General features: G+C 62.1%; 19 protein-coding genes. 6 read left to right on the top strand and 13 right to left on the bottom strand.

The genetic code is table 11. The annotated features are described in order from the left end of the window. Positions 1 to 42 precede the first annotated feature (42 nt). Positions 43 to 1,170 (top strand): GGDEF domain-containing protein, encoded by a 1,128-nt coding sequence (locus M5B43_RS19840; protein ID WP_248751701.1) that lies wholly within the window; start codon positions 43 to 45, stop codon positions 1,168 to 1,170. Positions 1,171 to 1,178: 8 nt separating this feature from the next. Here the strand turns inward: M5B43_RS19840 and M5B43_RS19835 are convergent, their stop codons facing one another. The 5 genes from M5B43_RS19835 to M5B43_RS19815 all read right to left on the bottom strand — a co-directional run bounded on the left by M5B43_RS19835 (position 1,179) and on the right by M5B43_RS19815 (position 7,869). Further along, positions 1,179 to 3,365 carry a GAF domain-containing protein gene (locus tag M5B43_RS19835; protein WP_248751700.1) on the bottom strand — a complete coding sequence of 729 codons (2,187 nt, stop codon included), beginning with the start codon at positions 3,363 to 3,365 and terminating at the stop codon, positions 1,179 to 1,181. A gap of 171 nt (positions 3,366 to 3,536) precedes the next feature. Next, positions 3,537 to 4,388, bottom strand: a complete 852-nt coding sequence (locus tag M5B43_RS19830; RefSeq protein ID WP_248751699.1) for a CAP domain-containing protein — start codon at positions 4,386 to 4,388, stop codon at positions 3,537 to 3,539. 81 nt (positions 4,389 to 4,469) lie between these two features. Continuing rightward, positions 4,470 to 5,795 carry an MFS transporter gene (locus tag M5B43_RS19825; protein WP_248751698.1) on the bottom strand — a complete coding sequence of 442 codons (1,326 nt, stop codon included), beginning with the start codon at positions 5,793 to 5,795 and terminating at the stop codon, positions 4,470 to 4,472. A 58-nt stretch (positions 5,796 to 5,853) separates the two neighbouring features. After that, positions 5,854 to 7,047 carry an L-2-hydroxyglutarate oxidase gene (gene lhgO / locus M5B43_RS19820; RefSeq protein ID WP_248751697.1) on the bottom strand — a complete coding sequence of 398 codons (1,194 nt, stop codon included), beginning with the start codon at positions 7,045 to 7,047 and terminating at the stop codon, positions 5,854 to 5,856. Between the two features lie 111 nt (positions 7,048 to 7,158). Further along, positions 7,159 to 7,869, bottom strand: coding sequence for a FadR/GntR family transcriptional regulator (locus tag M5B43_RS19815; protein ID WP_248751696.1), 711 nt, complete (start codon positions 7,867 to 7,869; stop codon positions 7,159 to 7,161). Between the two features lie 161 nt (positions 7,870 to 8,030). Here M5B43_RS19815 and M5B43_RS19810 point away from each other — a divergent pair, with 161 nt between their 5' ends. After that, on the top strand, positions 8,031 to 8,711 hold the full coding sequence (locus M5B43_RS19810) for a GNAT family N-acetyltransferase (RefSeq protein ID WP_248751695.1): 681 nt from the start codon (positions 8,031 to 8,033) through the stop codon (positions 8,709 to 8,711). 14 nt (positions 8,712 to 8,725) lie between these two features. Here the strand turns inward: M5B43_RS19810 and M5B43_RS19805 are convergent, their stop codons facing one another. Next, complete coding sequence (locus M5B43_RS19805; RefSeq protein ID WP_248751694.1) at positions 8,726 to 9,328, bottom strand: TetR/AcrR family transcriptional regulator; 603 nt, start codon at positions 9,326 to 9,328, stop codon at positions 8,726 to 8,728. A 69-nt stretch (positions 9,329 to 9,397) separates the two neighbouring features. Here M5B43_RS19805 and M5B43_RS19800 point away from each other — a divergent pair, with 69 nt between their 5' ends. Continuing rightward, positions 9,398 to 9,997, top strand: coding sequence for an NAD(P)H-dependent oxidoreductase (locus M5B43_RS19800; protein WP_248751693.1), 600 nt, complete (start codon positions 9,398 to 9,400; stop codon positions 9,995 to 9,997). On the opposite strand, the gene M5B43_RS19795 is transcribed toward M5B43_RS19800, so the two are convergent. From M5B43_RS19795 to M5B43_RS19785, 3 genes are all read right to left on the bottom strand, one after another. Next, on the bottom strand, positions 9,998 to 10,387 hold the full coding sequence (locus M5B43_RS19795) for a hypothetical protein (protein WP_248751692.1): 390 nt from the start codon (positions 10,385 to 10,387) through the stop codon (positions 9,998 to 10,000). Between the two features lie 32 nt (positions 10,388 to 10,419). Next, the gene (locus M5B43_RS19790; protein WP_248751691.1) at positions 10,420 to 11,676 is read right to left on the bottom strand and encodes a 3-phosphoshikimate 1-carboxyvinyltransferase; all 1,257 of its coding nucleotides are present in this window, start codon (positions 11,674 to 11,676) and stop codon (positions 10,420 to 10,422) included. Between the two features lie 290 nt (positions 11,677 to 11,966). After that, positions 11,967 to 12,521, bottom strand: coding sequence for a UPF0149 family protein (locus M5B43_RS19785; protein ID WP_248751690.1), 555 nt, complete (start codon positions 12,519 to 12,521; stop codon positions 11,967 to 11,969). Positions 12,522 to 12,871: 350 nt separating this feature from the next. Between M5B43_RS19785 and M5B43_RS19780 the strand changes: the two genes are divergently transcribed. Next, positions 12,872 to 13,684 carry a crotonase/enoyl-CoA hydratase family protein gene (locus M5B43_RS19780; RefSeq protein ID WP_248751689.1) on the top strand — a complete coding sequence of 271 codons (813 nt, stop codon included), beginning with the start codon at positions 12,872 to 12,874 and terminating at the stop codon, positions 13,682 to 13,684. Positions 13,685 to 13,689: 5 nt separating this feature from the next. Beyond that, positions 13,690 to 14,523 carry an NAD(+) diphosphatase gene (nudC, locus tag M5B43_RS19775; protein WP_248751688.1) on the top strand — a complete coding sequence of 278 codons (834 nt, stop codon included), beginning with the start codon at positions 13,690 to 13,692 and terminating at the stop codon, positions 14,521 to 14,523. On the opposite strand, the gene M5B43_RS19770 is transcribed toward nudC, so the two are convergent. The 3 genes from M5B43_RS19770 to M5B43_RS19760 form a co-directional block, all read right to left on the bottom strand. After that, a complete protein-coding gene (locus tag M5B43_RS19770; RefSeq protein ID WP_248751687.1) occupies positions 14,491 to 15,270 on the bottom strand; it encodes a TSUP family transporter in 780 nt (259 codons plus the stop codon). The genes nudC and M5B43_RS19770 overlap by 33 nt on opposite strands. Positions 15,271 to 15,362: 92 nt before the next feature. Next, positions 15,363 to 16,082 (bottom strand): phosphatidylcholine synthase, encoded by a 720-nt coding sequence (pcsA, locus tag M5B43_RS19765; RefSeq protein ID WP_248751686.1) that lies wholly within the window; start codon positions 16,080 to 16,082, stop codon positions 15,363 to 15,365. A gap of 149 nt (positions 16,083 to 16,231) precedes the next feature. Then, positions 16,232 to 17,158, bottom strand: a complete 927-nt coding sequence (locus M5B43_RS19760; protein WP_248751743.1) for a class I SAM-dependent methyltransferase — start codon at positions 17,156 to 17,158, stop codon at positions 16,232 to 16,234. Between the two features lie 190 nt (positions 17,159 to 17,348). Between M5B43_RS19760 and mdeB the strand changes: the two genes are divergently transcribed. Continuing rightward, positions 17,349 to 20,027, top strand: coding sequence for an alpha-ketoglutarate dehydrogenase (gene mdeB, locus M5B43_RS19755; RefSeq protein WP_248751685.1), 2,679 nt, complete (start codon positions 17,349 to 17,351; stop codon positions 20,025 to 20,027). Positions 20,028 to 20,085: 58 nt separating this feature from the next. Here mdeB and M5B43_RS19750 read toward each other — a convergent pair whose 3' ends face one another. Beyond that, positions 20,086 to 20,574 carry a DUF1289 domain-containing protein gene (locus tag M5B43_RS19750; protein ID WP_248751684.1) on the bottom strand — a complete coding sequence of 163 codons (489 nt, stop codon included), beginning with the start codon at positions 20,572 to 20,574 and terminating at the stop codon, positions 20,086 to 20,088. Between the last annotated feature and the right edge of the window lie 51 nt (positions 20,575 to 20,625).

Genomic DNA, 20,625 nt, shown 5'->3' with positions numbered 1-20,625 from the left:
CAATGGCTGCCCTTGTCGTCCCAGTCGAAACAGGCGAATTGCATGAACAGCTTCAGCCGTGCGCAGGACCAGGATGACGTCATAGAAGAGCAGGTGCGAACGGACCGTCTGCACCAGCTGTTTCGACAATCGTTCTCCGCCATTTTCGGCAGTTACCTGGCCGCCGTGATGCTGTGCTGGCTGTGCTGGGATCGTTTTGACCACCCGGTCATGCAGGTGTGGCTGATGGTGCTGGCGGGTTCTTCCCTGTTACGGCTCAAGATGTTCATGGACTGGTTTCGCAGCCCAGACAGCGAGCGCACGCCGCAGCGCTGGGAGCGTCGTTACTGGGTCACGCTAATGTTGTCGGCCGGGATCTGGGGGATCGGCGCATTCGCGCTCATGCCCCACGATGACCGGGTGTCCCAGGTGCTGGTCATCCTGTTTGCGGTGGGCATGTCGGTCAGTGCGGTGTCCTGTTATTCGGCCTATCGCTACATGACGCTGGGGGCCATGGCCCTGGTGCTGCTGCCGTGTACGCTGTGGTTGCTGTTCCAGCCTTCGTCCATGCAGGTCGGCGTGGCGATTGCGGTGCTGGTGTTTTCGAGCTTCGTGGTGAGTGCCACGCGCAAACTCTCCGATGCGCTGGAAAAAGCCTTTCGCCTTACCCGGCAAATGGAACGGGCTCACACGATTTCCACCCTTGCCGCACAGACTGATGAACTCACCGGGCTGATGAACCGGCACGCTTTTTTCGAACAGGCGCGGCTGCTGTATGCGCAGTGCCGTCAGAGCCAGCAACCGTTGTGCGCGCTCATACTGGACATGGACCACTTCAAGGATGTCAACGACACCTATGGCCACCAGGCCGGTGACGACGTATTGCGCCAGGTTGGTGGGGTGATCAGCGCCTCGTTTCGCCAGGCCGATGTCTACGGTCGACTGGGCGGCGAAGAGTTTGGCGTGCTGCTGGCCAACACTTCACTGGAGAACGCGCGCGATACCGCAGAGCAGTTGATCGCGGCGATTGCCGGCCTGAAGCTGGAGCCGGTGCGGGGCCTGACCGCCAGCCTCGGCGTGGCGTCGACCCAGGGCCGTGACCTGGACCTGCACGGCCTGATGAACAGCGCCGACAAGGCGTTGTACCGTGCCAAGGCCCAAGGGCGTAACCAGGTGGTGGTGGCTCGGTAGGCGGTCGTTCAGTCTCGGGGGATGGCCTTGGCCAGGATCCGGGCGACCTGGTCGGCGGAGTAGGGTTTGGCCAGGAACTCGAAGCCGTCGTAGCCACTGTCGGCCAGTTCTTCGCTGTAGCCGGAAGTGAGCACCACCGGCAGCGTCGGACGGCGCTGGCGCAATACCTTGGCCATCGCCACGCCTGTCATCCCCGGCATCACCACGTCCGAGAAAATCGCGTCGAACGCCGTGGCGTCCTCACCAGCAAGGGCCAGTGCCTGCTGGGCATCGGTGGCCCAGGTGGTCTGGTAGCCCAGGTCCTGCAGGATCTGGCTGGCGAAACGTCCCACCTCCAGGTTGTCTTCCACAATCAGCACATGCTGTCGGACGTTTCCCGGCAGGGGGATGAGCGGTTCAGCGACGGGTAAGGGCGGTGCCTCTTGGCTGTCGACTTGTGGCAGGTACAGGGTAAACACCGTGCCCTGGCCGACAGTACTGGCCACATCGATATTGCCGCCCGATTGCTTGGCGAAGCCAAACACCTGGGACAAGCCCAGCCCAGTGCCTTTGCCAACCGCCTTGGTGGTAAAGAACGGTTCGAAAATGCGTTCGAAGGTGTCGCTGGGAATCCCCGTGCCCGTGTCCGCCAGGGAAACCGTAAGATAGGGCAGGCGTGACTCGGCATCCCCGCGAATGCGCGGCAGGGTCTGGTGCCCAGCCACTTTCAAGGTCAGGGTGCCCTGGCCATTCATCGCGTCGCGGGCGTTGAGGGCAATGTTGATCAGCGCGGTTTCAAATTGGCTCGGGTCGATGCGCGCGTGGCAAGGCTGTTCAGGCAACTGGACCTGTACGTGAATGCGCGCACCCGTGACGCTCTCGAGCATCTCGCCGATGTTCTGCACACGTTGACCGACATCGAAGACTTGCGGGTTCAGCGGTTGGCGGCGGGCAAAGGCGAGCAGTTGGTTGGTCAGTTTGCTGGCTCGCTCCACGGTGTCGGAGACGGCGCTCATGTAGCGTTGGCGACGTTCCTGCGACAAGCCCGGCTGGCGCAGGAAGTCCACGGAGGAACGAATGATCGTCAGCAGGTTGTTGAAATCATGGGCCACACCGCCGGTGAGTTGGCCGATGGCCTCAAGCTTTTGCGACTGGCGCAGTGCGGCTTCTGCCTGGGCGAGCGCCAGGGTACGTTCTTCGACCCGTTGTTCCAGGGTGGCGTTGAGTTCGGTGTAGGCCGCCAAACCCTCGCGCACCGCCGCATCGGCGCGCACACGTTCAATGTGTGCCCAGGAGCGTTCGGTGACTTCACCCAACAGCGCCAGGTCATAGGGCGACCAGTGGCGCGGTTGTGTGTCGTGCACCGCCATCAACGCAGTGAGGCGACCGTCCTTGATCAACGGCACACAGATGGTTGAGGTCACGCCCAACGCTTGGAAGTTCGCCGATTCATGGGCCGGTAGTTCGGTCAAATTGTTACGGATCACCAATGGCTGGCCAGCCCGCAGGCAGGTGACGGCCCGTTCGCCGAACGCTGCCAGGCGATAATGGCCGATGATGCTCGGGGTGCCGGGTACCGCCCAGTCGCCACGGATGGTGAAGCCGTCTTCATCGGCGTCCATATCCGCGTAAGCGCAAATGGAGGCGTGCAGGTGTTCCGCCAGCAGGTGGGTGGTCGAGGTCATGATCGCTTCGGCGTCGGTCGCATTGGCGACGCTGTTACCGATAGCGTCCAGCACCGCCAGGCGGCGGGCAAGGAAGACGGTGGCGGTGGTCTCGGTCACCGTGTCGAGCATCCCGACGACCACGCCGTGGGGGTCACGGATGGGGCTGTAGCAGAACGTGAAGTACGCTTGCTCCGGTGCTTCGTCACGCTCGATCAGCAACGGGAAGTTTTCGATATAGGTGGCACGCCCGTCGAACGCGGCGCCGGCAATCGGGCTGACATCGTCCCATACCTCACGCCACACCTCATTGAACGGGCGGCCCAATGCATCGGGCTTGTTGCCCAGGATGGGAATGAACGCATCGTTGTAGAGCGTAATCAACTGATCCCCCCAAACGATCGCCTGGGGGAAGCGGGACGCGAAGCACAGCGCAACCGTGGTCTTCAGCACATCAGGCCACTGGTCAAGCGGCCCCAGGGGCGTACTGGCCCAATCATGCTGGCGAACCCGCTCAGCCATGTCGCTGCCGCTTTGCAGCCAGTTCATCATTGGATCAACACCTTATTTGCCACGGTAGCGCTGTTGCCTGAAGCGTCAGGTTGCCCAGCAACAGACCTGATTCACCGTCACCCGTTCAGTACGACTGTGCGGGCGATAGCAATTTGATGCTCCGTCCATGTCGCTAGAGAATTGCTCCATTTTTTGGCTGTGGCCCAAGCCTTATTGGCTGGCGAACACGGCTGTCCAGTAGATCCCCGCATCACTCTTGGGGTCCATTGCGTAGGCGGCACCCAGTTCGCGAAACAGCGGGTTCATCAAGTTGGCGCAATGGCCCGGGCTGGCGAGCCAACCGTCTACGACCTTACGTGGGGTATCGAGGCCGGCAGCGATGTTTTCGCCGATGTTCTTTGCGATATAACCGGCCAGCTCGGCGCGATCGCCTGGGGTACGGCCGTCGTGGTCCAGGTGGTCGAAGAAGTTACCGTTGGCCATGTTGCGCGTGTGGCTGTTGGCGGCGCCGGCCAGGTCGTCGTTCCAGGACAACGCAGTGGTCGCAGTGAACGCTTGGGGGCCGCATTGGCGAGGCTGGGCACGGGCGGCGTTGACCAGGTTCAGCAGTTGCTTGCCTTCGGTCTGCCAATCGCCCAGGCCGCTGGACAGCAACGGGCGGGCCAGCACGATGCGCCAATCCTGGCCACTGTTGCTGACGCCGATGTCGACAAATTGCGGGTCGAGCACTACCCGGCAGAAACTTTCGCGCACCGCTTTCATGGCGGCCTGGGCGTCCTTGGGCCCGGACAGGCTGATGGCCTGCACGTTGACCATCGGGTACGCGGCCCGCGCCAGCGCCTGCTGCAGGTCGCCGACATTGGTGGCCGGCAGCACCAGCCGCGTGTCGCTGGCCAGGGGAGGCAGCTCCTGGGAGCCTTGGTCGCCGCAGCGCTGTACTTGGCTGCGGTACTGGTTGATCTGTTGCACCAGCTGAGTTTCTTCATTCGCCATCGCGCTGGCGCAGAACACCGTACTGGCGGCCAGCGTCGTAAGACCCATCATCAATGACAGAACGCGCATGGACGTTACCCTTGAGCTTGAAAGTGCCCATGATGCGCGATCCGGGTGCATCCATGCACCCATTGATCCGAACTTTTTCCCTCAGTTCTTGAAGGCCGAGTGTTTACGGCCCTGATCGCACCACGCGAACACCACCACCAGCAGGGCCGAGATGGCGAGGATAACCACCACGCCATCGGTGGAGTGGGTGGCCGACGCCGCCACCATCGACAGGGCGCCCAACGGAGCCAGGCCACCCGCGATGGCCGTGCCGATTTCGCGCCCGGTACCAAAGCCCGAAGAGCGTGTTTGAGTGGGGAACTGGCGGCTCAGGAACGAGCCCTGCGGGGCAAACATCATCGGCGCGAGGATGCCGGTGCCCACGCCGATGGCGAGGTAGATCATCATGCTTTCACCACTGTTGAGCAGGGCCAGGAATGGGTAGGCGAACAGCAACGAGAACAGCCCGCCGAGCATCAACACGGTTTTGCTGCTCCACTTGTCGCACAGCCAGCCGAAGCAGGGCACGGCGACGATGGCGATCAGGCTGGCGATGGTCACCGACAGTGACGTGACGTGTACATCGACGCCTTTGAACTGGGTCAGGTACGCCAGGGAAAAGGTCTTGAAGATGTAGCTCAGGGCGTTGTAGCCAATGGCGACAAAGAACACCACCGCCAGGCCCTTCAGGTCGTGCTTGAACAAGGCTTTGAGGGGCGAGGCCTGGGCCTTGGCGGCTTCTTTGCTGAGTTCCTTGAACTGTGGGGTTTCCGGAATGCTATTGCGCACCCACAGGCCAATCGCCACCAGCACGATGCTGCAGACGAAGGGAATGCGCCAGCCGCCGGCCAGCAGGAACTCATTGCCGTTGAGGGTGAGCAGGTACACGGTGAGCGACGACAACAACAGGCCCAGGTTCAGGCCCAACGCCGGCCATGCGCCCTGACTGCCGCGTTTGCCCTGGGAGGCATGCTCATAGGATGTCACTGCCGCGCCCGACAGTTCGGCACCGGCGCCCAGGCCCTGGATGATGCGGATAAACACCAGCACGATCGGCGCCCAGATACCGATGGCGGCGTAGCTGGGAATCAGGCCGATCAGCGTGGTGCACACGCCCATCAGGCAAAAGGTCAGCACCAGCACTTGCTTGCGGCCGAACTTGTCGCCCAGGTAACCGAACAGGATGCCGCCGAACGGACGGGCGATAAAACCGATGGCGAACGTGGAGAACGCCATCAGCGTGGCGGTCTTGGGGTCGCTGTTATCGAAGAAAATTTTCGAGAACACAATGGCCGCCATGGTGGCGTACAGGTAAAAGTCATACCACTCCAGCATCGAACCAAAGATGGTGGCGGCGGCGACTTTGCGCAGGCGCTTGCGGGTTTGTTCAGGGGTTTCGGTGCCGGGGAGGGAGGCGGGGGCCGTCATGCTGGACTTCCTTCTGGGTCTTTATAGTTATTGTCAAATGGAGGCGTATTGCCGGGTGCTACGTTGGGGTGAACAGGCGGTCGGCGATCATCGCGCCGATGGGCATGGCTGACGTGGCGGCCGGTGAGGGCGCGTTGCAGACGTGGAGCATTCGCGACGTCTGGGCGAACAGGAAATCGTGCACCAGGCTGCCATCACGCATGACGGCCTGGGCGCGGATGCCCGCTTCATAAGGCAACAAGTCGTCGAGGGTCAGGGACGGGCAGTATTTGCGGCATTGCTCCAGGTAACCGGACTTGAACAGCGAGTTCTTCATCTCGGCGGTGCCCGAGCCGAGGTTTTGCCAGACGGTTTTCCAGAAACCGGGAAAGCGGGCGTACTGCGCTACGTCGCGCCAGTTCACCGAGAACTTGCGGTAGTTCTCGCGGCCCAGGCCCAGCACGGCATTCGGGCCGACGGTGACGCTGCCGTCGATCATGCGCGTCAGGTGCACACCGAGGAACGGCAGCTCCGGGTCGGGAATCGGGTAGATCAGGTGGTTGACGATGTTGTTTTTCGCCGCCGGCAGGCGGAAGTATTCGCCACGGAACGGAATGATCTGGTGATCGATCTTCACCCCCGCCAGCGTCGCCAGGCGGTCCGATTGCAACCCGGCGCACACCACCAGGTGCCGGGCCTGCCAGGTTTCGCCGTGGGTGTTGAGAGTGACTTTGTCGGTGTCTTCGTGGATCGCCGTCACGGTGCGTTCCAGGCAGATCTGGCCACCGTTGCGGCGGATGACCTGTGCCATGGTCTCGCACACCTGGCGGTAATCGACGATGCCGGTGGCGTCGAGAAACAGCCCGCCCAGGCCGACGATATTCGGCTCACGTTGGCGCAACTGCTCAGCGTCCAGGCGCTCGACCTTCATGCCATTGAGCTGGGCGCGTGCGTACAGCGCTTCCATCCGCTGCATTTCCAGGGGGCTTGAGGCCACCAGCAGCTTGCCGCACACCTCGAACTTGATGCCGTGCTCGCGGCAGAACTGCTTGGTGGCTTCGGCGCCGCGCTTGCACAGGTCGGCCTTGAGGCTGCCGGGTGCGTAGTAGATGCCGGCGTGAATGACGCCGCTGTTGTGGCCGGTCTGGTGTTTGGCCAACACCGGCTCTTTTTCCAGGATGACCAGCGAGGCGCCGGGCTGGCGCTTGAGCAGCTCCATCGCGGTAGCCAGGCCGACGATGCCACCGCCGATAATACAAAAGTCGTGAATCATGGCGTGAAGTCCTTCGCGTTGTACATTTCGGTCTGCTTATCAGGTTGTCAGACTAATGTGCTGGTTAAAAAAACGGCGTGTCCAGGACACGCAACAAAAGGGGGCAGTCGGTCAGTCGGTGGCGGGCAATTCCAATCGCAAGCGCCGGGCGGCGGCGCGCAGGTGCGCCTCGGCACTGGCGGCGGCGCGCTGAGCATCACCGTCGGCGATGGCTTGGTAGAGCACCTGGTGTTCCTGTGTGGCCTCGGCCGAGCCAGTGGCAAAGCGCGACGCCGAGTTTTCCCAAGCGGTCTTGCGAGCGCTGGCCAACTGGCTCCTGAGGAAGTCATGGAAGGCCACGAAATAGTCGTTCTTGCTGGCGTCGGCGATCGCCCGGTGGAACTCCACATCGGCCAGGGCGGCGGCTTCGAAGTCGTCGCGGTTATCCTGCATGTCCTGCAATGCGTTTTTCATGCGTTGCAGGTCGGCGGCATCACGGCGCTGGGCAGCAATCGAGGCGGCCTGGGTTTCGATCCACAGGCGTACTTCAAACATCTGCGCCAAGTCGGGGAGGCGCCCGTTTTGTTGCGGGAAACGGAACACCGTGCCGGCAGGCGTCTGCGAAATAAACGAACCCAGGCCGCGGCGCGCGGTGAGTACGCCGTCGGCCTTGAGTTGGGCAATGGCTTCGCGCACCACAGAGCGGCTGACGTTGAGTTGTTCGGCCAGTTGCTGTTCGGTGGGCAGGCGCGACTCGGGGGCCAATTGGCCGGAATCGATCTCTGCGCGAATGGCGCTGACAACCCGCACGACAAGCGAGTCGGGGCGCTGGAGCTCAAGCATGGGGACAACCTTGGTAATCAGGTTGTCAGACAATGGTCGTTAGGATTTTATCTTGTCAACGTTTGTGTCGTGCAACCCAGCCACCACGTGGGAGAGGCGGGTGCCGAGGGTGGCCGGCAACAGGTACAATCCCCGCCGCCTTGAGACCTCCAGGAATTTGCATGTTCAGCCTTACCCGCTACACCACGCCGTGCCCCGAATCGGTCAACAGCCAGATCCTGCAAATGGTGGTGGACAACCTCACCGACATCAGCAGCGTGGCGCTGGCACCGAGCAACCTGCTCTATAACATCTACCAGTACGCCACCGGTTTTGAGGTGCACCTCTACCTTGAGGCGTTGGCCGGAACGAAAGGGATTGCCGTTGAGTTGCTCGTCGCCACAGCAACTCAGGATCCTGACCAGGTCATCGGCTTTTTGCTGTGCCTGCCGGTAAAGGATGACCCCGAGGCGTGCGGCATTGCCTTCATGGCCGTGCAGGCCGGTTCGCGGCGTCAGGGCGTGGGGCGGGCGATGATGCAGGACGTGTTGGCGCGTTATCCCCATGCAGAGTTGGCATGTGCCGTGGAGAAGGTGGCGGCCTTCACGGCGATGGGGTTTCAGGTGCGCGGCGCGCGTGGCACTCAGGTGCTGATGAATACGCGCGATTACGGCACCGATGGCCTGATGGGCGTGTTGGATGTGGCCGCGATCTACAGCTCACTGGAAGTCCGCCAGATTCATACTTACCTGCTGCAAAAGCACGGCAAGCGCGCGATGGTGGATGCCGAGAAACAGCGTGACCGGCACCTGGACCAGTTGACGCGCAAGGTTCGCTTATTTGTGAACGACCACCTGGCCTGAGGCGAGGGGCATTTTCAAACGCGCCCCCGGTTGACCATTGCCACGATGGTCGCCAACAGTTCCTGTTGCGCCTCTTCGCGGCTGATCTCGCCGTTGGCGGCCGCATGGGACAACGCTTCCGCCGCGCCAAGCATGGCGCGCAAACCAGCCTGGGAAATGCTGCCGGTGGGGGCAAAGGGCGCCAGTGCGTCGCGGCACTTATCGAGGAAAATCGCTTCGTATTGGCGCTTGAGGGTTTCCAGCTCCGGCGAGCCGCTGAGCGCTGCAATCACCCCCGGAATTTCCCGACCTTGCAATAGCACGCAATCGACGTACGACGAGGCGATCACCCAGGCCCGAGCATCCAGCGTGGCATTACTGGCCACCAGTGCTTCGTCGAGCACCTGGTTTTGCCGTTCGTCGAAGTCTGCATACAGTGCGACCAATAACCCAGCGCGCGTGACGAAGTGGTCGTAAACCACGGGCTTGGTGACGCCCGCCAGTTCTGCCAGGCGCCCCAGGGCCAAGGCATCGGTGCCTTCTTCGCGCACCAGTTGCCAGGCGACATCCAGCAATTGGCGTAAACGATCTTCACGGGATAAGCGACGACGTGGGGCAGGGGATTCATGGCTTGACATGCTTATATACCAAAAGTAACTTACCAAAGGTAACTTAAGCCCAGCGTAACCTCAAATGGAGTCAAAGTCATGCATGCTCTGATCGTTGTTGCTCACCACGACCCGCAATCCCTCACCCACAGCCTGGCCGCGCAAGTCGCTGCCGGGCTGACGGCGGCCGGCCATACCTTCGAAATTGCTGACCTCGCCGCCGAAGGCTTCGACCCACGCTACACCGCTGCCGACCAGCGTGTGCACCGCACCCGCGCCACGCCGCCCGCCGATGTGCTCGCCGAGCAGGCCCGAATCGACCGCGCCGATGCCTTGGTGCTGGCGTTCCCGATCTATTGGTGGTCATTGCCGGGGTTGCTCAAGGGCTGGGTCGACCGCGTGTTCGTCAATGGCTGGGCGATTGACTACGGCCCGGACACGCCGGTGGTGAAAAAACTGCGGCACTTGCGGGTGCACCTGCTGGCAGTCGGCGCTGCGGATGAAAGCGCGTTTGACCGACACGGTTATGCCAAGGCCATGCGCACGCAAATCGACTACGGGATTTTTGATTACTGTGGGGCGCAGGTACTGACGTCCGAGCTGCTGCTGGAGTCGGAAAGCGGTAGCGCACAGGCGCATTTGCACAAGGCCAGGGCCGTGGGGCAGGAATTGTTCCAGGGGGAAACGGTGGCGGGGTAATCAGCCTTCGCGAAACAGGTCGTGGGCATCCAGCAGGCGGTAGGCAATCTCCGGTCGCTTTTCCATGCCCCGGCGAATGGCTGCCGGGATTGATTGTCGGGTCTTGCGGCACAGGCCCGGCAGCTCATCAATGACGATCTGGATCCCGCGCATGCTCTTGACCTCGGTGTGCCCCGGCGCGATGTGCACGCGGATGCCCAGTTGCTCGAACATCCGCTGCTGCATGTGCTCCAGGTCTTGCAAGCTCTTGAGGTCTTCCAGACGCTCGAGCAGGACCTTTTCTTGCTGTCGCGTCAGTTGGAGGATACGCAAATCGGCGCCAGGCGCTTGCAGCAGTCGTTCACGCTCGCAGACACAGGCACCGGGTGGGCAGGGTTGGCGGATGGTCATGTGCATTGCCTCCCCATTCCGGTGCCTCTAACTCAGTTGCTCAGCACGACGCCCAGGCTACCCAAGGCTTTCCAGTACCCAGGGTAGGTCTTGGCCACGCAGTCTGGGTCCTGGATTTTAATCCCCGCCACTTTCAACCCGGCCAAGGCAAAGCACATGGCGATGCGGTGGTCGGCGTGGGTGTCGATCAACGCCGAGCATGACGTCCCGGCCAGGGCAGGGTCGCTTGCCACCAGCAGGTCGTCGCCCTCGATGGTCGCCAGGCCCGGGCGGATTTCGTTAAGGCCGTCGTGCAGTGCCTGCACGCGGTCACACTCCTTGACCCGCAGGTTCGCCAGTTCAGTGAAGCGCACCGGGGTGTTGTTGAACGCGGCGAGGACCGCCAGGGTCGGGATGGCGTCCTGCATCTGCGAGCCCACCACCGTGGCCTGCATGTTCGGAAACTGGGCGATCACGGCCTGGGCCTTGGCGTCGGGTTGGGTGAAATCCTGCGCGGCGACGCCGATGTCGATACGGCCACCGGTCAGCACTTCTGCGGCCCACAAATAGGTGGCCGCCGAGGCATCAGGTTCGATCAGGTAATCATGGGCGGTGTAGCCGGTTGGTGCCACGCGCCAGGTGCTGTCGTTAACCGCTTCAACCTGTGCGCCGAACGCACGCATGCAGTCCAGGGTCAGGTCCACGTAGCCGCGGGCACCGATGTCCTTGCCGGTCAGCGCCACCTCAATCGGCGCCTCGCCACAGGCCGCGAGCATCAGCAAGGCCGATACGTATTGGCTGGACAAACCGCCATCGATTTCAAAGCGCTTGGCCTGGACCTTGCCCACGCCATGCACGGTCACCGGTGGGCAACCGGTCGGGCTGTCAACGCGAATACCGTTCTGGCCGAGGGTGGCCAGCAGCGGGCCGATCGGGCGTTTTTGCATGTAGTCGTCGCCATCAAGCACCACGGTGCCTTGCACGGTGGCCACGGCCGCAGTGAGGAAGCGCATGGCGGTGCCGGCGTTGCCGAGGAACAGCGGCTGTGCCGGCAATTGCAGCTTGCCTTGGCCGGTGACGACGAAGGTGGTGTCGTCCGGCTCATCGATGGTCACGCCCATCTGGCGCAGGGCCACCGACATGTGGCGGGTGTCGTCACTCTTCAGGGCACCGCTCAAGCGGCTGGTGCCCTTGGCCAGGGCCGCCAGCAACAGGGCGCGGTTGGTAATGGATTTGGAACCGGGGGGCGCGACCTTGCCATTGAGTGGGAAATTGGGCGGTGTAACGGTCACGGTTTTCTGCGAACTCAAGGTGCAAGGCTCCTGATCAAGGCGAGGTGGCGTGGAGTGGCCGACGGGCGGACCCGAATAATCAGCCAAACACGCCACCCTTGTCGAGCGAGCATAGTGATCGGCACAACTTTTTGGCGCGGCGCTGTATCGGTGGCGGCCTGATAGCCGGCTGGTATCTCACTGATGTGGGAGCAGGCTGGCACGAGAAACACTTGAGGGCGCCGCGCTATGGGTGTTGCTGCGGGTCGTGGTCAACACCGGCAATGCGTTCTATCAGGCGCTTGACCTGGGCTTCAAACAAGCCCCGATCAACGCTGGCTCAACCAGTAATCATGCAGTGCCCGTGCCGCCGGTTCGATTGCACTGACCCGCTGTTGATGCGCGTCTACATCCAGGTCTGCCGGCAATTCGAAATTGTCCTGCTCGGCGCACCAGGAGATTTTTTCCAGTTGCCCGGCCTGTTCGGCGGGCAATGCCGGCCAGTGACCGATGGTCACGCCACGGATATAACCAAAGCACCATTCCTCGGCGAGGGTCACGACTTGGCCCTGATGCTCGGTGTCGTCGAAGCGGGCCTTGAATGCCTGCGGGTCGGTGGCCAATTGTGCGGCCAAGGTATTCATATGCCGCACGCACAGCGCCAGGAAACGCTGCGCTTCTTCCACGCCTTCCCACTCCGGGTTCTGCCCACCCCAGATCGCCGGGAACCACTCGCCGACGTCCACTTGCGCCGGGCTGGAAACCAGCGCGGTGAAGTAGCCGTCGAGCTCGGCCAGGTTCAGTACCGAATGGTCGTCACCGTACTTCAACAGGATGTCTTCAATAAACTCGAAATCGGCAGGGGCGAGGGGTTGGGCGTGCATGGGCATATCCTTTATACGTCGAGCGCCGCTGACGGGGCGGCTTAAAGCGCGAAGGATGGCGCCTGAGCAGGTTTTTATCCATCACTTTTACAGCGTTTTTACCCGCGTTGCCGGCATCGCTTGGGCCAGGATCAACCAGGAACGAAACGTGGACGGCATAGACAGCGCCTGGGAATGACCCAGGTTGTATAGCTGATAAACCCCAGGGCCTGGATGAAATGCAGCGGTCTGCCCTGAACCGCGTGGCCACCCCTTTCATGACCTTTGCCAGTCCCGTTTTTGGCCGATGCGCCCTTGTGCACCCTTGTTATAGTCTGGCCTTTATCAATCGCCAGTCAGGGATCACTGCCATGTCCGAATACCAAGCTTTCGTCGTCGAACTCACCGGCAACGTTGCCCATGTGCAGATCAACCGCCCGGAAAAGATCAACGCGATGAACGCGGCGTTCTGGAGCGAAATCATCGACATCTTCCAATGGGTCGAAGACACCGATGCCGTTCGCGCCGTGGTGCTCAGCGGCGCCGGCAAGCATTTCTCGTCCGGTATCGACCTGATGCTGCTGGCTTCGGTGGCCAATGAACTGGGCAAGGACGTCGGCCGCAACGCACGCCTGTTGCGCCGCAAGATCCTGGCGCTGCAAGCCTCGTTCAACGCCGTCGATAACTGCCGCAAGCCGGTGCTGGCGGCGATCCAGGGCTACTGCATCGGCGGTGCCATCGACCTGATCAGTGCCTGCGACATGCGTTATGCGGCGGCCGACGCGCACTTCTCGATCAAGGAAATCGACATCGGCATGGCCGCCGACGTCGGCACCTTGCAGCGCCTGCCGCGCATCATCGGCGATGGCATGCTGCGTGAGCTGGCCTACACCGGCCGCCCGTTCGGCGCCGAAGAAGCGCGCAGCATCGGCCTGGTCAATCGCGTGTATGCCGATCAGGACAGCCTGCTTGCCGGGGTGCTGCAAATGGCCCATGAAATCGCCGCCAAGTCGCCGATTGCCGTTACCGGCACTAAAGCCATGATCCGCTACATGCGTGACCATACGGTCAATGATGGTTTGGAATACGTTGCCACCTGGAACTCGGCTATGTTGCAATCCAACGACTTGCGTGTGGCCATTGCGGCGCATATGAGCAAGCAGAACCCCGAATTCGTGGATTGACTGACATGACTCCAGGCTGGATTACCACAACGCTGCTGGACAATGACACCCCTGGCGGCTGGGCCGTCGCCCGCAGCCGCGAGGGCTTTTTGCATGACGCCAACGGGCCGCTGTTCCCCCGGGACTGGCTCAAGCGCCAGGACCTCTCGATGTTCGCCGAACACGGCATCGGCCACCTTGACGGCGAGCCGGTGTACTTGCTGGAACTCAATGCCGCCAGCGACGTGCCGGGTTGCAGTTGGCAGGGCCTGCGCGGCTTCATGCTGCAAGGCGATCACACCTTGTACAAGGTGCTGGGCTATGCCGCGCAGATTGGGACCTGGGCGCGGGAGCATCGTTTTTGCGGCAGTTGTGGCCAGGCCATGGTCCAGGTTCCACGGGAACGGGCGATGTACTGCCAGACATGCGACCTGCGCAGCTACCCACGGATTTCGCCGAGCATGATCGTGCTGGTGACCCGCGGTGATGAGATCTTGCTGGCGCGCTCGCCGCGTTTTGTCACCGGGGTCTACAGCACGTTGGCGGGCTTTGCCGAGCCGGGCGAATCAGCCGAAGACTGCCTGATCCGCGAGGTGCGTGAGGAAGTGCAGGTGGAGGTCAGCAACATCCAGTACATGGGCAGCCAATGCTGGCCGTTCCCCCATTCGATGATGCTGGGTTTTCATGCCGAGTACGCCGGGGGGGACATTGTGCCCCAGGCCGACGAGATCGAAGACGCGCAGTGGTTCAACATCCACGACTTGCCGCCGTTGCCGGCGTCACGTTCGATTGCGCGTTACCTCATCGACCTCTACGTGGCCCGCCGCTTAGGCCACGCTGAACCAGTGCTGCCAGGCTAGGCGCACCGTCAGGCCGAGGACCACGGTGATAAACACCGGGCGAATGAATTTGGCGCCGCCGCTGATTGCGCTGCGTGCGCCAAAGAAGGCGCCACACATCACCGAAAGGCCCATCGCCAGGCCGACGATCCAGTCCACCGAACCATTGATGATGAACACCGTCAGCGCCGCCGCGTTGCTGACGAAGTTCATGCTGCGCGCCACGCCGCTGGCCTTCACCAGGTCAATGGGGTGCAGCAACATCGTGCTCACGGTCCAGAACGCGCCCGTACCCGGCCCGGCGACACCATCGTAGAAACCCAGGCCAAAGCCCTGGGTGGCTTGCCATTTCTTCTTGATCGGTGCATCGGCCTCCAGCGGCGCCTTGGGCGTGCCACCGAACAGCAGGTACACACCGCACGCGAAGACGATTACCGGCAGCATCTTGTTCAGGGTTTCGGCAGGCAGGTAGTGGGCAACCACGGCACCGGTCAAGGCACCGATCAACGTGCCGATGATGGCGTGTACCCACTGGCGCGGATGGAACAACTTACGGCGATAGAAGGTGAAGCTGGCGGTGGCCGAGCCGAAGGTGGAACTGAGTTTGTTGGTGCCCAGCACCAGGTGCGGTGGCATGCCGGCGGTGAGCAGGGCGGGTGTGGTCAGCAGCCCACCACCGCCGGCGATGGCGTCGATGAAACCGGCGATAAAGGCAACAACGGCCAGGATGGCCAGGGTGGTGAGGTCAACACTGAGTTCGAAGGGCATGGGCAGGGCTTATTGTTGGATGGGCGCAGAGGGCGTGCATCTTACTGTGATGTGAGCCGAATGTGGGAGGGGGCTTGCTCCCTCCCACAGGTTTAACCGTGACGCTTGTCGATCCACTCCAGCGCCGTGCGCCACACGCAAATCCCCAGGAAGTAAGCCGACATCAGCGACCACAACCCAAATGTCCACGGGTTGGTGTTCGGATAATCCACCACCATCAAGAAGCTGCACAGCAACCAGATCGTGGTCACGGCGATGTTGATCGGCATGAAACGCTTGACCCGGAACGGGTGCAGGAACTTCATCGGTGTCACGGTCAGCAGGGCCAGCCCAATCACCGTCAGCAACGTCACCCAGGCTTGCGGCTGGATGATGTAGACGCACAGGGCAACCACGTTCCAGGCGGCGGGAAAGCCGACAAAGTAGTTGTCTTTGCTCTTCATGTTCACATTGCAGAAGCAGAACAGCGACGACACCAGGATGACCGACACCGTAAACAAGTGGGTGAAGTCCGGCAGGTCGATGTAGCGATAGATAAACAGCGCCGGGATGAACACGTAGGTGAGGTAGTCAATCACCAGGTCCAAGACTGACCCGTCAAAACTGGGCAATACCGTGCTGACATTGACGCGTCGTGCCAGGGAACCATCGACGCCGTCCACCACCAACGCCAGGCCCAGCCAGAGCAGGCAAGCCTTGGGTGAGTTCTCCAGCAGCGCCAGGGTGGCCAGGAACGCCAGTACCACACCGGTGGCCGTAAAGCCGTGGGCACCCCAAGCTTTGAGTCTGGCTACATGCAGGGTCGATATCACGGGCGTTTCTCCAAAAGGTCGAGCGGGGCAGCCGACCACACGAGGCGGTCGAGTCTGGCCAGGGGATGCAGGTATCGACCGGGAAGGGGGGGATAAGGTTCACCACCCCGGTGTATCACTTAGCGTAGCAAGCGTAGGACGTTTCGGCATCAACCCTGACGGAACACCAGCGCCTTTAACCCACTCTGTGGATCGATGTCGGGAAATTCCGGTGGGTTTTCCAGGCGCTCTACAAAGCGCAGGCCCGGTGCGTCACGGGTGACGCCGTCGATCAGGAAGTCTTCGCCCAAGGCCGGGTCGTTCATGCAGGCCAGCACGGTGCCCTGCGGGGTGAGCAGGTCCGGCAGGCGGCGCAGCACGCGCTGGTAGTCCTTGGTCAGCAGGAAACTGCCCTTTTGGAAGGACGGCGGGTCGATGATCACCAGGTCGTAAGGGCCACTGTGGGTGACCTTGGCCCAGGACTTGAACAGGTCATGGCCCAGAAAGGTCACGCGGCTCAGGTCATGATCATTCAGGCGATGGTTGTCGCGGCCACGGCTGAGGGCGCCACGGGCCATGTCCAGGTTCACCACATGGTCGGCGCCGCCTTCGATGGCCGCCACCGAGAAACCGCAGGTATAGGCAAACAGGTTGAGCACCCGCTGGCCCTTGGCCTGCTCGCGTACCCAGTTGCGCCCGTAACGCATGTCCAGGAACAACCCGCTGTTCTGTTTTCGTCCCAGGTCGATCAAGTAACGCAGGCCGCCTTCGGTGATGATCAGCTCATCGATGGCGTCGCCCAGCAGCCATTCGGTGGTGCTTTGCGGCAGGTAGCGGTGTTGCAGGGCAACCGTATGCGCGCCGTGTCGGGCCCATTCGAACTGGACCAGCAGTTGTTTCAAGGCGTCCAACTGCGCCGGCTCCGGCGCCTTGAACAACGCCACCAGTACAACGCCCTGCAACCAGTCCACCGTCAGTTGCTCCAGGCCCGGCCAGCAACGGCCACGGCCATGCAACAGGCGCCGGGTCTCGGCAGGCGGGCTGGCCAGGGCGGTGAGCAGGTGGTCGTGCAGGGTAGCGAGTGCGTCTGGGTTCATCATTGAGCGTCGGTCATTGAGCGGGCGGCATTTTAAACACAGTTGCGGGGTTTCGGGTGGCTGAGCACAACGTGCTGATAAAAAGCCGATTGGCAGTGATTCATGCTCAAAACGCTGAAACCTGCGCCTGATAACAGGCAAAAAATCCTCAGGTGTCGACATAAACTTAAAAAAAAGCCCGGAGGTGCCCATGAACGGTTTCGCGAGTGCAGTGAATCACACAGCCCAGGATCAGCAAGAGCTGGACGAGTGGCGCGACGCGCTGGCCTCGCTGGTGGCAAACGCCGGGCCGGCAAGGGCACGCGAGATCCTCGACCTGCTGGCGCGCGAAGGCAGTGCCGCGCACATCGAGTGGAAGCCCCGCCATGGCACGCCCTACATCAACAGCATCAGCGCCGTGCAGCAGCCGGCCTTTCCCGGCGACCTGGCCACCGAAGAACGCCTGGCCTCGCTGGTGCGCTGGAATGCCCTGGCCATGGTGGTGCGGGCCAACCAGGCGTATGGCGAACTCGGCGGTCATATCGCCAGCTACGCCAGTGCGGCGGATTTGTTCGAGGTGGGCTTCAATCACTTTTTCCGGGCCCGCAACGACCGTTTTGGTGGCGACCTGGTGTTCTATCAACCCCATTCTGCGCCAGGTATCTATGCCCGTGCCTACCTCGAAGGGCGCCTGACTGAACAGGACCTGGCTCACTATCGCCAGGAAATCGGCGGGCCCAAGCAAGGTGCGCGCGGCTTGTCGAGCTATCCGCACCCGTGGTTGATGCCGGACTTCTGGCAGTTCCCCACCGGTTCCATGGGGATTGGCCCCATCAGCTCGATTTTCCAGGCGCGCTTTATGCGTTACCTGCAACATCGCGGCTTGCAGGACACCGCCGAGCGCCACGTGTGGGGCGTATTCGGCGACGGCGAGATGGACGAACCGGAAAGCATGTCGGCCCTGACCCTGGCCGCCCGAGAGGGCCTGGACAATCTCACGTGGGTGGTCAACTGCAACCTGCAACGCCTCGACGGCCCGGTGCGCGGGAATGGGCGGATCATCGACGAACTGGAGGCGTTGTTCAGCGGTGCCGGCTGGAACGTGATCAAGCTGGTGTGGGGCTCGGATTGGGACGCGTTGTTTGCCAAGGACACCGACGGCTCGCTGGTCGAGACGCTGTCGCACACGGTGGACGGGCAATTCCAGACCTTTGCCGCCAAGGACGGCGCCTACAACCGTGAACACTTTTTCGGCCAGAGTGCGTCACTGGCCAAACTCGTCGATGGCATGAGCGATGAACAGATCGACCGCCTCAAGCGCGGCGGCCACGACATGGTCAAGATCCACGCTGCCTACCACGCCGCGCGCCGGGTCAAGGGTCAGCCCACGGTGATCCTTGCCCAGACCAAAAAAGGTTTCGGCATGGGCGAGGCAGGGCAGGGCAAGATGACCACTCACCAACAGAAGAAACTGGATCGCGAGGCGCTGCTCGCCTTCCGCAATCGCTTCCAACTGCCGCTGTCGGATGAGCAGACCGAATCACTGAGTTTCTTCAAGCCGGCGGATGACAGCCTGGAGTTACGCTACCTGCATCAGCGCCGCCATGCACTGGGCGGTTATGTGCCGAGTCGAGGCCAGGTCGCAGCGCAGGTGAGTGTACCGCCGGTGACGAGTTACGCCGGTTTCGCCACGGCGGCCGACGGCAAGGAAATGTCCACCACCATGGCCTTCGTGCGCATGCTGACCAACCTGCTCAAGGACAAGGCCCTTGGCCCGCGCATCGTACCCATCGTCGCCGATGAGGCGCGCACCTTTGGCATGGCCAACCTGTTCAAACAGATCGGTATCTATTCCAGTGTCGGCCAGCGTTATGAGCCGGAAGACATCGGCTCGATCCTCAGCTACCGCGAAGCCACTGACGGGCAGATCCTGGAAGAAGGCATCAGCGAAGCCAGCGCCATCAGTTCCTGGGTGGCCGCGGCCACCAGTTATTCGGTGCATGGCCTGCGCATGTTGCCGTTTTACATCTACTACTCGATGTTTGGCTTTCAGCGCGTGGGTGACCTGATTTGGGCCGCCGCCGACCAACGCGCCCGTGGCTTCCTGCTGGGGGCCACCGCCGGGCGCACCACGTTGGGCGGCGAAGGCTTGCAACACCAGGACGGCAGCAGCCACCTGACAGCCGCCACCGTGCCCAATTGCCGTGCCTACGACCCGGCGTTTGCCGGCGAGTTCGCGGTGATCCTCGACCACGGCATGCGCCAGATGCTCGAGCACGATGTGGACGAGTTCTACTACGTGACCCTGATGAACGAAAACTATCCGCAGCCGAGCCTGCCGCTGGGCATGGAGGCGGCAATCATCAAGGGCATGTACCGCCTGGAAGGTGCGACCGACGCCAAGGTGCGCCTGCTCGGTTCCGGCACACTGGTGCGCGAGGCCCAGGCCGCAGCGCAATTGCTGGCAGAGGACTGGCATGTGGCAAGCGAAGTGTTCAGCGTCACCAGTTTCAGCGAGCTGGCGAGGGATGCGCGGGAGGTGGAGCGGTGGAACCGCTTGCATCCGCAGCACACCCCGCGCGTCAGTCATGTGAATGCCTGCCTGCCCACAGGTGTTCCTATTATTGCAGTGTCCGACTACGTGCGGGCGGTGCCGCAGATGATTGGTTCGTACCTGGGCTCAAGCTACACCGTGCTCGGCACCGATGGGTTTGGGCGCAGTGATACACGGGCGGCGTTGCGTGATTTTTTCGAGGTGGACCGCCATCACCTCGTATTGGCGGCGCTGACGGCGTTGGTAGAGCAGGGGCGTTTGGCGCGGGAGGTGTGTCAGCAGGCCATTGCGCTGTACGGGTTGCACCCGGAGCGTGATGCGTCCTGGACCTGCTGACGGATGCACAACCCAATGTGGGAGGGAGCCCCCTCCCACACGGGTTTTGTGGTGCAGGTTAGAAAGTGGCTATCAGGGCTGGCCCAAATGCGTCCTTCAGAAAACCCGGCGCGATATAGCGCTCGTAATGCGCCTCGGACAGCAGGAAAAACTCCCGGTCAATCGCATCACGCAGCTCTATGAGGTCGCGTTCACGAAACTCCGGCAGCAGCGCCAACCCGTAGGCATCCAACCTGGAGATCACCCGTGCACCCCGGGCAATCAACTGATACGCCCAGCAATACGGCGATTGGTGCGGCATAAAGCGAATCTTGCGGTCTTCCAGTTGTTGGCGCAGGCGCTGCGGGTCCAGCACTTGCAGCTTGCTGGCCATCACCTGCACCAGCAGTTGCTCCAGGCGCATCCACACGGCCTGTTTCTCTTGGGCGTTGTAGCCATTCCACTGGATCACTTCATGGTGATAACGCTTGCAGCCCCGGCAGACCAAGTCACCGTAAACGGTGGAGCACAGGCCGACGCAGGGTGTCTTGATGGTTTGATTGGGCATAAAAAAACATCGACAGGTAAAACAACACGGCCCCCGAGGGGGCCGTTATAG

Source organism: Pseudomonas sp. MWU15-20650, from assembly GCF_023242475.1.
Lineage (GTDB): Bacteria > Pseudomonadota > Gammaproteobacteria > Pseudomonadales > Pseudomonadaceae > Aquipseudomonas.
The sequence above is the reverse complement of the archived record's forward strand: the minus strand, read 5'-3'. Positions and strand labels throughout refer to the sequence as shown.

Bases quoted from the DNA above. Each gene is read 5' to 3' on its own strand.
- M5B43_RS19815 (WP_248751696.1), bottom strand. From the start codon at position 7,869: ATGCTTGAGCTCCAGCGCCCCGACTCGCTTGTCGTGCGGGTTGTCAGC.
- M5B43_RS19750 (WP_248751684.1), bottom strand. From the start codon at position 20,574: ATGCCCAATCAAACCATCAAGACACCCTGCGTCGGCCTGTGCTCCACC.
- M5B43_RS19810 (WP_248751695.1), top strand. From the start codon at position 8,031: ATGTTCAGCCTTACCCGCTACACCACGCCGTGCCCCGAATCGGTCAAC.
- M5B43_RS19835 (WP_248751700.1), bottom strand. From the start codon at position 3,365: ATGATGAACTGGCTGCAAAGCGGCAGCGACATGGCTGAGCGGGTTCGC.
- M5B43_RS19805 (WP_248751694.1), bottom strand. From the start codon at position 9,328: ATGTCAAGCCATGAATCCCCTGCCCCACGTCGTCGCTTATCCCGTGAA.
- lhgO (WP_248751697.1), bottom strand. From the start codon at position 7,047: ATGATTCACGACTTTTGTATTATCGGCGGTGGCATCGTCGGCCTGGCT.
- nudC (WP_248751688.1), top strand. From the start codon at position 13,690: ATGACTCCAGGCTGGATTACCACAACGCTGCTGGACAATGACACCCCT.
- M5B43_RS19840 (WP_248751701.1), top strand. From the start codon at position 43: ATGAACAGCTTCAGCCGTGCGCAGGACCAGGATGACGTCATAGAAGAG.
- M5B43_RS19780 (WP_248751689.1), top strand. From the start codon at position 12,872: ATGTCCGAATACCAAGCTTTCGTCGTCGAACTCACCGGCAACGTTGCC.
- M5B43_RS19795 (WP_248751692.1), bottom strand. From the start codon at position 10,387: ATGACCATCCGCCAACCCTGCCCACCCGGTGCCTGTGTCTGCGAGCGT.
- M5B43_RS19770 (WP_248751687.1), bottom strand. From the start codon at position 15,270: ATGCCCTTCGAACTCAGTGTTGACCTCACCACCCTGGCCATCCTGGCC.
- mdeB (WP_248751685.1), top strand. From the start codon at position 17,349: ATGAACGGTTTCGCGAGTGCAGTGAATCACACAGCCCAGGATCAGCAA.
- M5B43_RS19785 (WP_248751690.1), bottom strand. From the start codon at position 12,521: ATGCACGCCCAACCCCTCGCCCCTGCCGATTTCGAGTTTATTGAAGAC.
- M5B43_RS19830 (WP_248751699.1), bottom strand. From the start codon at position 4,388: ATGCGCGTTCTGTCATTGATGATGGGTCTTACGACGCTGGCCGCCAGT.
- M5B43_RS19825 (WP_248751698.1), bottom strand. From the start codon at position 5,795: ATGACGGCCCCCGCCTCCCTCCCCGGCACCGAAACCCCTGAACAAACC.
- M5B43_RS19800 (WP_248751693.1), top strand. From the start codon at position 9,398: ATGCATGCTCTGATCGTTGTTGCTCACCACGACCCGCAATCCCTCACC.
- M5B43_RS19760 (WP_248751743.1), bottom strand. From the start codon at position 17,158: ATGAACCCAGACGCACTCGCTACCCTGCACGACCACCTGCTCACCGCC.